Origin of the sequence: Streptomyces sp. NPDC007162, from assembly GCF_040634175.1 — a bacterium.
Classification (GTDB): Bacteria; Actinomycetota; Actinomycetes; order Streptomycetales; family Streptomycetaceae; genus Streptomyces.
Genome location: NZ_JBEYFC010000361.1, coordinates 1 through 9,671 on the forward strand (window position 1 = coordinate 1; position 9,671 = coordinate 9,671).

Here is a 9,671-nt window from a genome sequence, read left to right on the forward strand (position 1 = left end):
ACCGGCTGCGCGCCTACGTGCATGAGAGGCTCTCCGGCCAGGTCAGCAGTCCGGACGGGACGGCACTGGGGCCGCAGGGCCCCGCGATGGAAGGGGAGGAACAAGCCGCACCGCGACCACGGGCAATGGCTCATGGTGTGAAGTCCGGAGGAGATCGCGAACCGGCTGAAGGTCGACTTCCCCGATGATGAGTCCATGCGGATCAGCCAAGAGGTGATCCACCAGACCCTGTTCATCGAAGGCCGTGGAGCGCGCAAGCGTGAGCTCGTTGCCTGCCGGCGCACCGGCAGAGCCCTGCGGATGCCTCGTGTGGACGCGGTCATCCAGGAGCTGCACGCACTGGCCGTCACCCGGTGACCGGGCCGGTGCCCCGGAGCTCAGCGGCCCAGCAGGGCGTCGATCTCGCTCAGCTCACCGGCGGTCAGCGGCGCCCGGCCGAGGGCAGCGGCGTTCTCCTCGACCTGTGCGACGGTGCGGAAGCCGGGGATGGGCACCGTGTGCGGACTGCGCGCCCAGATCCACGCCAGGGCGCCCTGGACCAAGGAGCGCCCGCCCGAGGTCAGGATCTCGCGCACGGCGTCACGGCGCTTGAGCCATTCGCCGGCCGGGGCGCCGTCGGCGAAGTACCGCATCCACGGCGGTGCCTCGTCGCCCCGTACGTCGTCCTGGGCGAGTCGTGTGCCACTGGTGTACTTCTCGCTGAGCAGCCCCATGGCCAGCGGACTGCGGTTGACACTGGCCCAGTTGTGCTCGGCGACCAGGCGCAGCATGTCCGGCGCGTCGCTCAGCACGTTCAACTCGTGCTGGACGGCGGCGAAATGGGGACCGGCCAGCGCAGTGGGCAGGGTCGGATCGTCGGTGCTCCACCCGTAGTGGCGGATCTTACCCGCCGCGACCAGGGCCTCCAGCGCGCCCTGCATCTCCTGTGCCTGCTCGGCGGAGGCGCCGCCCAGATGCCACTGGTAGAGGTCGACGCGGTCGGTGCCGAGCCGGGTCAACGACGCCTCAACAGCGCGCCGGACATGAGCCGGGCCCGGGTCTTCGCCCGTGATCCGGCGGCTCCCCTCGTCGAAGACGTTGCCCCACTTGGTGGCGATCAGCACATCGTCGCGGTGACCGGCCAGGGCTGCGCCCAGGATGCGCTCGCTGTGCCCGGTGCCGTAGACGTCGGAGGTGTCGAAGAAGCGGATACCCAGGTCCACGGCCCGGCGCACCGCCCGGGTGGACTCCGCGTCGTCGACCTCGCCCCAGCCGACCGGGGTGTCACCGGCCCGGAATGGACCGCCGATGGCCCAGCACCCCATGCCCAGGGGGGGAATGGCGGTGTCACCGATCAGGCGGTGCGCTTGCGTCATCTTGGCTCCAGACACGTGGGAAGGGCCCTGGTACCGGGGCAGCATAGAAGAACCTTGGATGGGCTGCCGGACGGATCAGTGGGCAGAGAGGCATGGCGGGTGGGACGGACACAACACAGTTCGGGGAAGTACGCCGCGCGGGGACCGTTACTGGCCACGGCCGGTTGCGGAGAGGGGACCGGCCGACACCCCCGGGCGCGGCGCCCGAGGCCGCCCGAGGGCCCCCTGCAGCGCCTCGGCCAGGCCCGGCTCGACCATCCGAGAGGTGACGTAAGCGGTCAGCCACTCGCTGAACTCCGTCCCCAACTCTGGATGATCACACGCAAGTTGCACCACCGAGCGCAGGTAGTCGTGGCGGTCGCCGGTGTCGTAGCGGCGGCCGGAGAAGACCACGCCGTGCACGGAGCCGCCGGCCGCCAGCGTCTCCAGGGCGTCCGTCAGCTGGATCTCGCCGCCGTGCCCGGGGCCCAGCCGCTCCAGTACGCCGAAGACCTCGGGCTGGAGCACGTAGCGGCCGATGACCGCGTAGTTGCTGGGCTGGGTGCCGGGCGGCGGCTTCTCCACCAGGCCGGTGACGCGCACGACGTCGCCGCCGTCGGCCCCGGCGATCCGGGCGCAGCCGTACAGGTGCGTCTGGGCGGGATCGACCTCCATGAGGGCGATGACGCTGCCGCCCATGGCCTGCTGCACGTCGAGCATCCGGCGCAGCAGGGCGTCCCGGGGGTCGATGAGGTCGTCGCCGAGGAGGACCGCGAAGGGCTCGTCACCGATGTGGGAGCGGGCGCAGAGCACGGCGTGGCCCAGGCCGCGGGGCACCTTCTGCCGGACGTAGTGCAGGGTACCGAGTTCGCTGCTGGTGCGGACCTTGGCGAGTTTGTCACGGTCACCGCGCTGCGCGAGGACGGACTCGAGTTCGAAGTTGTGGTCGAAGTGGTCCTCCAGGGAGTGCTTGTTGCGGCCGGTGATCATCAGCACGTCGCAGAGGCCCGCGGCGGCGGCCTCCTCGACGACGTACTGGATCGCCGGCTTGTCGACGACCGGCAGCATCTCCTTCGGAGTGGACTTGGTCATCGGCAGGAACCGCGTTCCGAGGCCGGCGGCGGGGACCACGGCCTTGGTGACGGGGGAATGCGCGAACATGCGTACCTCTCTCATGGGGGAGGGGGTGGCAAGGAGGAAGAGACGTGCCCGGCTCAGACTTCGGAGGGGGCCAGGTCCGCGGTGCGCCCAGGGCCGTCCGGGGCCGGACGCGGCCCGCGGCGTGCCAGCAGCGCCGCGGCGGCGAGTCCGGCGAGCGAACCGGAGACCTCGGCGAGGGTGCACGCCAGCCGGCTGACGACGACGGCCGTCACGGTCTGCTGGGTGGTCAGGACGGGAGCGAGCGCCAGGGTCAGCACGACCTCGCGGACCCCGGCGCCGTCCGGGACCACCAGCACGAGCATCCCGGCCGCGGAGGCCAGGGCGAAGCCGCCCACGCACAGCAGTACGGTGTGGGCGTCCAGCGGGCCGCTCAGGACGGCAACGATCAGCGCCAGATGCAGGCCGCCGACCGCCCAGGACACCACCTGCACGATGATCGATCGGCGCAGCAGCCCCTCCGCGAACGGGGCCTGTGGGGGTGGCCTGCGCAGCACCCGGGCGATTGCCCCGGCCAGCATCAGCACCAGCCGGGGCCGGTGCAGCAGCACGCCGAACAGCGCGAGCCCGAGGACGAGCACGACAGCGGAGTGGTCCATGACGGCCGGTGCCGCGGCGATGCCCACCACGCCCGCGGTCAGCAGCACCAGCGCCGAGTTCAGCGCGTACGCGGCGATCATGCGGGCCGCGGGCACACCGCTGGCCCGCCCGGTGTGGACGCTGGCCAGACCGCTCCAGAACGGGCCGGGGAGGTACTTGCCCAGCATCGCGGCGCCGTAGATCCGCATCGTGGGCCCGGCGCCGAGCGGATGACCCAGACCGCTGAGCAGACTGCGCCAGGCCGTCATGCCGAGGGTCAGCCCGGCCAGGTCGAGCGCGGCGGCGCCGGCGAGCACGGCGGGAGCGTCGCCGCGGGCCAGGAAGTCGGCGACCCCGGCGGTGGAGTCGCCCAGCGCCCGGTACATGCCGTAGCACGCGGCGACGACGAACGCGGTCGTGACGACAGCCCGCAGGGCCCGGCGACGGGACAGTGAGGTCATCCGGTCTCACCGCCCAGCCTGGCCGGTTCCGGCCGGCTGCGTGCCGTCGGGGTTCCGAAGTCGGTGAAGACCATCCGCACGACGCCCCAGAGCGCCCCCAGACCGATGGTCATGTTGACGAGCAGATGGCACAGCAGGAAGAACGGCAGGAAACCGGACCCGCGGTGGTGGCGCACCACGCCGAGCAGTCCGGGATCGGAGAAGACGAAGCCGGTCAGTGCTGCGAGTGGCGCCAGCGTCCACCAGGAACCCGCGGCGACCAGCGGCAGCGTGATCAGGGTGAGCATCGCCGTTGCGACACCGCCGGTGGTGTTGACCCGGAGCGCGCCCTCCTTGCGGCGGTGCGCGGCGCCGAACGGCACCAGGAACTGCGAGCGTCGGAAGGACTCGCGCAGCATGCGGCCCATCCTCGACTCCTCGTCGTGCCAGGCGACGATCCGGTCGGTCAGCAGGATGCGGTACTTGGCGGAGAGCCGGTCGCTGTACTCCACGTCCTCCGCGTCGCGCAGGGTGGTGTCGAAGCCGCCGACCTCGTCGAAGACCCGGCGCGGCATCGCGGTGGCGACGAAGATGACGGTGGATGTCTCACCCAGCGCCTTGGTGCGCCAGTGGTGGGCGTGCAGGGTGCGATACCACTCGACGGGGCCGTCGTCGATGAGCGGTTCCGGGGCGAAGACGCCGTGTACACAGCCGAGTCCGGGATCCTCGGTGAGGAGGCGCACGGCCTCCCCAACGGCGTTCGGCGCGATGGTCTCGTCGGAGTCGAGGAAGAACAGGATGTCGCCGCTGCTGGCCGCCACGGCGGCGTTGCGGGCGGCGGACACCCCGCCGTTGGGGTTGAGATGCAGCACGGTGCAGGGGAACTCGGCGGCGATTTCCCGCGAGGCGTCCGTGCTGTTGTCGTCGGCCACGATCACCTCGTGCAGAGGATATTCCTGGTCGAAGACGGACTTCAGACAGAGCCGCAGTGTCTTGGCGTAGTTGTAGTTGGGGATGACGACCGAGACGGTGGGTTGCACGAGGCTGGGCCTTTCGGTTCAGCGGTCCACGAGTCGCGGGACGGCGGCCGGACAGTGGCCGCCGTCCGGCCGGGCCGTCAGACGGTGAACGACATGATCTGCGCCCGGTGGTCGGAGATCCCGTCCATCGGGTCGATGTGGTAGTGGTCGGCTGCGATGGAGCCGCTGAGGAAGGCCCAGTCGAGCCGCCACAGGTGGCCCCAAGAGGCCGGATAGAGGCTGCCCCCGGCGTCGGCGGCGTCCCGCATCCTGCCGCGCAGGGTGTGCAGGTCCCCCATGGCCGGACTGGTGTTGAAGTCACCGGCCACCACCGTGGGCAGGGGGTTGGCGCGCAGGTCGTCTGCCAGGCCTTGGAACTGGGCCTTACGCGCACGTTCGTTGGCGTGCATCATCCGGTACAGTCGGCTGCCCAGCGGGCTGACGCCCATGTTGATCTGGACCGGGACGTGCACGTTGTACAGGGACACGGTGTGTCCGCCGACCCGGACGTCGGTGCGCAGCACCTTCTCTTCGGCGAACCTGGTTTGCCACGGTGCCTGCCCGTGCTCCACGCCGGCGCCGGGCCCGATGCTGTGCGCGGACACCACGGGTAGCCGGGAGAGGGTGACCAGCTCGCCGCGGACGATGATGTGGTAGCCGGGGAAGTACTTCCGCAGTTGGGCGAGTTCGTCGATGGGATCGGACGTCGCCCCGTTGTCGTGCGAGGTGATGTACTCCTGGAGGAGGTAGACGTCCGCCTTCCGCTCCCGGATGGTGCGGTAGAACACGGCCCGGCCGGTGCCGCTGCCCCAGAGCCGGGTGTTCCAGGAGACGACCCGCAGATCGGGGGTGCCGGACGGGGAGTCGTGGAAGAGCACGCCCCACTGCACCCCGCAGGAGTTCCAGCCGAGGACGAGTGCGGCGACGGCGCCGGCCACCATGGTCCAGGTGACCCGGTGCGGGGGCGCGGCCCGCCGCAGCCGGCCGGCGACGGCGGCCGCCACCAGCAGCAGCGGTACGGCCGCGTACACCAGCGGCGGTGCCAGATCCGGTAGGAGCATCAGCCACCAGCGGCCCGACAGCACCAGGTGGATCAGGGCCACGGCCAGCCAGAGCCAGGTCGCCGCCCACAGCCACCGCACTCGGCCGAGCATTCGGGCGGCACGCCGGACCGGTCCGGGGTGGTCGGTGTCGGACGGCCGCTGCGGGCTGGCTGAAGGGCGGTCGGTGGCCGCCGGGCCGCGGCCGGTGGTGAGGTACTCGGTCACGGCAGGAGCACCCCGCCGGTCTCGTCCTTCGCCTCGCGCCGCGGCGCCGGCACGCCCGGCGCCGGGCCGGCGGTGTCGGCGCGTGGCTCACGCTCGTAGAGTCGGCGGAACCCCGGGGAGATCAGCCAGTGCACCGCGCCGAAGAGGACGGCGGTGGCCACGGTGACGTTGAAGACCAGCAGCACGCCGAAGAACGCGGGCAGGAACAGCAGGCCCTTGCGCCGCGCGACGAAGGCGTACATGCCCAGGTCGCAGAGGACGACCGCGGTGAACGCCGCGGCAGGCAGCAGCCAGCCGAGCGGCCCGAGCAGCAGCGGTGCGCACAGCAGCAGGACGGCGACCAGGCCGAACAGCGCGGCCCAGGACCGTGCCATCGTCTCGAACCCCTCGGCGTGCCGCTTGCGCTGGGCGTACAGCGGCACGCGCAACCGGCCCCGCACGAACATCTTGCGGATCAGGGCGAACAGTTCGTGGTCGTCGTCGTGCGCGCCGCGCATGCGGTTGGTCAGCCGTATCTCGTAGCGTTGGGACAGCCGCTCGCCGAAGTCGACCTCCTCGGTCTGCCGCAGCTGCGGGTTGAAGCCGCCGATCTCGTGAAAGATCTCGGCGCGCATCGCGCAGATGGCGGAGATGAGGAAGCTGACCGAACCCTCGGAGTCGTAGCGCCAGTAGTAGGCCTGGAGGCAGCGGGCCTCCTCCACCAGGCTGTCGCGGATGAGCGGTTCGGGTTCGTACATGCCGCAGACGGCGCCCAGCTCCGGGTCGGCCAGCAACTGCTCCACGGCCTCGGTGATCGCGCCCTGGGCGAGGGCGACGTCGGAGTCGAGGAACATCAGGATCTCACCGGAGGCGTGCTCGACGCCGAGGTTGCGGGCGATCGCGGAGCCGCCGTTGGCCGGCGTGCTCAGCACGGTGATGCCGGGTATCGCCCGGGCGGTGGCCAGGGAGTCGTCGGTACTGCAGTCGTCGACGACGATGATCTCCTTGTTCGGATAGTCCTGCTCGAGCGCGGAGCGGATGGACAGGCCCAGGGTGCGGCTGTAGTTGTAGTTCGGGATGATCACTGACACCAGCGGTGTGCCGGACATGGCGGTGCCTTTCTCGGAAGCGGTGGTCGGTGCGGGGCGGACGGCCTGCAGGCGTCAGGCCGGGCCGGGCAGTAGCACGATCAGTACGGCCCATATCAGTCCCACGGCCATCAGCATCCGGTCGCTGAGCAACAGCCGGACCGGGTCGCCGCCACCGCCGTGGACGAGGACGACCTGGAGGTAGCGGAACAGCGCGAAGACCGCGCATGGCACCGTCACCAGGATCAGGGCGATCGCGGCCGGGTGGGACGGCGGGACGAGCAGATGGACGACGTAGATCATCACCGACAGGCTGGCGCTGACCACCACCATGTAGTCGAGCAGTTGGGTCGTGTAGCCGGTCAGCGCCGGGCGGTGCGCGCTGCCGCTCTCGTTCAGTTCGCGTCGGCGCTTGCCCAGGGCGAGCACCAGGCAGAGCGTGAAGACGCACATCAGCAGCCAGGCGGACGGCGTCAGGCCCGGTGCCAGGTAACCCTCGGTGGCGCGCAGCACGAACCCGCCGGCGAGCGCGAACACGTCGACGATCGGCAGGTGCTTGAGGCGGAAGCTGTAGGCGACGTTGAGGGCGAGGTAGACAGGCACCGGCCAGTACCGGTCCACGCCGCCGAGCAGCACCCCGGCGGCCTGCACGGCGACCAGTACACCGAGCGTCACGCAGGCGGACCCGGCGCTCAACTCGCCGGCGGCGAGCGGTCGGTGGCGCTTGACGGGGTGCAGCCGGTCTCGTTCGCGGTCCACCAGGTCGTTGAGTACGTACACGCTCACCGAGGCGGTGATGAACAGGGCGATGGCGACGCCCACGGCACGCAGCGCCGACGGGGTCACCGGCCCGGTGAGCAGCACCGGCAGGGCGATGACGAAGATGTTCTTCACCCAGTGCTTGGGCCGGGCGAGCGCGACGAAAGCGCGTACCGGTCCCCGTCGGTACGGCAGGGGATCGGGCGGCAGCAGATGCGGCGCGGGCGGCGCGGACACGGCGCCCGGCGGCGGTCCGACGGCGAGCTGCGAGGGTGCGGCACCCTCGGTGGGGGAGGGGCGGGGGGCGGAATCCGCAACGGACATGGCTCTCCTAGAAGTGGGAGGCGCGTCGTGAACGGTGGTCCGGGAGGGAGGAGGCGTCGCAGGGCGCGGCGGCGGAGGGAACCCGCGGCGGACGGGTGCCATCAGAACAGCGCCTTGCCAAGGGAGAGGGCGCCCTGCTTCCAGGGCGCACGGCTGGTCCGCCCGGTCGGGGCGCCGTGGCTGCGGGCGTGCTCGCGCCGCCACCAGTCGAAAGTACGCAGCAGCGCCTCGCGGTTGGAGTACCGGGGACGGAAGCCGAGCACCTCGGCCGCGCGCTCGGTGGAGACGTAACTGTCCACCTGGAGCTTCTGCAGCAGCCGGCCGTAAACGGGGGACAGCCCCGTGCGGCTGAGCACCTTGAGCACGGCCACGGCGGGTGCGGTCGGGAGGGCGACCACGCGCTTGCCGTGGCCCGCCGCGTCGAGCACGGACTGGAAGTCCTCGCGCAGCGTGCGGAACTCGGTGGCGGCGATGTTGAACGCCGTGTTGACACCGTTGTCGTCCGGATGGGCCGCGGCGGCGGCGACCGCGTCGACCAGGTCGTCCACGTCGAGCATCTGGGAGCGCACGTCACCACCGCCCAGCATGGGGAAGTTGTGGCCCTCCTCCGCCCATTCGAACAGCATGGCGAACAGGCCGAGCCTGCCCGGGCCGACGAAGGTCTTGGCGCGCAACGCCGGTATCACCATGCCGGCCGCGCGGAACTCGGCCACGACCTCCTCCGCCGCGGCCTTGGAGCGGCTGTACGGGTCACAGGGACTCGGCGGGTGCACCTCCGGCGTCGGCACGGTCCTGGGCACGCCGTACACGGCGGCGGAGGACAGGTGGATGACGCGGGGCACGTCCGCGTCCCGGCACCCGGTGAGCAGGGTGCGGGCGCCGTCCACGTTGATGGAGCGGATCTCGTGCTCGGCGTACGTGGGCAACGCGGTCGCGCTGTGCACGACCAGATCGGCTCCCCGTACCGCCTTGCCGACGGCGGCGGGGTCGCGGATGTCGCCCTCGATCCACTCCACGTCCGGGTGGGCGGCGGCGGGCGGGACCAGGTCCAGGCCGACGACCTGACGGCCGTCCCTGACGAAGCGGTCGACCAGGGCGGTGCCGAGCATCCCGGCGGCCCCGGTCACGACGACGCGGCTCACCGCGCGCCGGCCGGGGCGGTGCGTGCGGTAAACAGGTGCCTGAGGGTCTGAGGCGTTCGCCGCCGGCTTCGAACCGGGGTCGGCGAACCATACGAGCGGGACATGCAACACCTCTTCGCGGGAGTGTGTCGTATGGCGGGGAGCGGCAGTCCGAGGGAGCCTCGCGCAGGCACGGCCTCGTTGCCGTGGGGAGGGTGCTCCTCGCGCCTGCCGCGCAGGAGAGGGCGGACGTCGCAGCGGGGGTCTGCCCGCGCCGACCGGCTGGGTCCTGCCCGGGGCGGCGGCGCCCGCATCGTTGCGAGGGGCCCGGGGCGGAGAGTCCGTGGGTCGCGTCCGTGTCGCGCTGTTCACTGGTCGGTGTACCGGTCAGTCGCCGGGGGCGCTGACGGCGCCGGTACGGAGCGCGGCACGGGCGCTCCGGGCGCGGGCGGTGCGGACTACCGGCCGGTGGCCGGTACGGTACCGGGCCGGGGACTGCCTCCCGGTCGGCTACCCCAGGCGGTGTCGTGTGAGGCAGGGAATTCGCTCTGCAGACGACAGGGAACACACATTGTGGAGACCCTTTGATCGGCTGATGTCCC

8 protein-coding genes and 1 pseudogene are annotated in these 9,671 nt (G+C 71.4%); 1 reads left to right on the plus strand and 8 read right to left on the minus strand.

From position 1 onward, the window contains the following. Positions 1-309, plus strand: a pseudogene (locus ABZ646_RS32175) (IS30 family transposase); the annotation flags it as partial. Positions 310-377: 68 nt separating this feature from the next. Here ABZ646_RS32175 and ABZ646_RS32180 read toward each other — a convergent pair. The 8 genes from ABZ646_RS32180 to ABZ646_RS32215 form a co-directional block, all read right to left on the minus strand. Then, positions 378-1,355, minus strand: coding sequence for an aldo/keto reductase (locus ABZ646_RS32180; RefSeq protein ID WP_360526668.1), 978 nt, complete (start codon positions 1,353-1,355; stop codon positions 378-380). Between the two features lie 147 nt (positions 1,356-1,502). Then, positions 1,503-2,510 (minus strand): UTP--glucose-1-phosphate uridylyltransferase, encoded by a 1,008-nt coding sequence (locus ABZ646_RS32185; protein ID WP_360526671.1) that lies wholly within the window; start codon positions 2,508-2,510, stop codon positions 1,503-1,505. Positions 2,511-2,548: 38 nt separating this feature from the next. Then, complete coding sequence (locus tag ABZ646_RS32190; protein WP_360526674.1) at positions 2,549-3,532, minus strand: hypothetical protein; 984 nt, start codon at positions 3,530-3,532, stop codon at positions 2,549-2,551. After that, positions 3,529-4,551, minus strand: a complete 1,023-nt coding sequence (locus tag ABZ646_RS32195) for a glycosyltransferase family 2 protein (RefSeq protein ID WP_360526677.1) — start codon at positions 4,549-4,551, stop codon at positions 3,529-3,531. The genes ABZ646_RS32190 and ABZ646_RS32195 overlap by 4 nt, the downstream gene beginning before the upstream one ends. Before the next feature lie 77 nt (positions 4,552-4,628). Then, positions 4,629-5,798 carry an endonuclease/exonuclease/phosphatase family protein gene (locus ABZ646_RS32200; RefSeq protein WP_360526680.1) on the minus strand — a complete coding sequence of 390 codons (1,170 nt, stop codon included), beginning with the start codon at positions 5,796-5,798 and terminating at the stop codon, positions 4,629-4,631. Beyond that, the gene (locus ABZ646_RS32205; protein ID WP_360526683.1) at positions 5,795-6,886 is read right to left on the minus strand and encodes a glycosyltransferase family 2 protein; all 1,092 of its coding nucleotides are present in this window, start codon (positions 6,884-6,886) and stop codon (positions 5,795-5,797) included. Before ABZ646_RS32205 ends, ABZ646_RS32200 begins: the two co-directional genes overlap by 4 nt. 54 nt (positions 6,887-6,940) lie before the next feature. Continuing rightward, complete coding sequence (locus tag ABZ646_RS32210; RefSeq protein ID WP_360526685.1) at positions 6,941-7,948, minus strand: UbiA prenyltransferase family protein; 1,008 nt, start codon at positions 7,946-7,948, stop codon at positions 6,941-6,943. 101 nt (positions 7,949-8,049) lie between these two features. Then, complete coding sequence (locus ABZ646_RS32215; RefSeq protein ID WP_360526688.1) at positions 8,050-9,090, minus strand: NAD-dependent epimerase/dehydratase family protein; 1,041 nt, start codon at positions 9,088-9,090, stop codon at positions 8,050-8,052. Positions 9,091-9,671 lie beyond the last annotated feature (581 nt).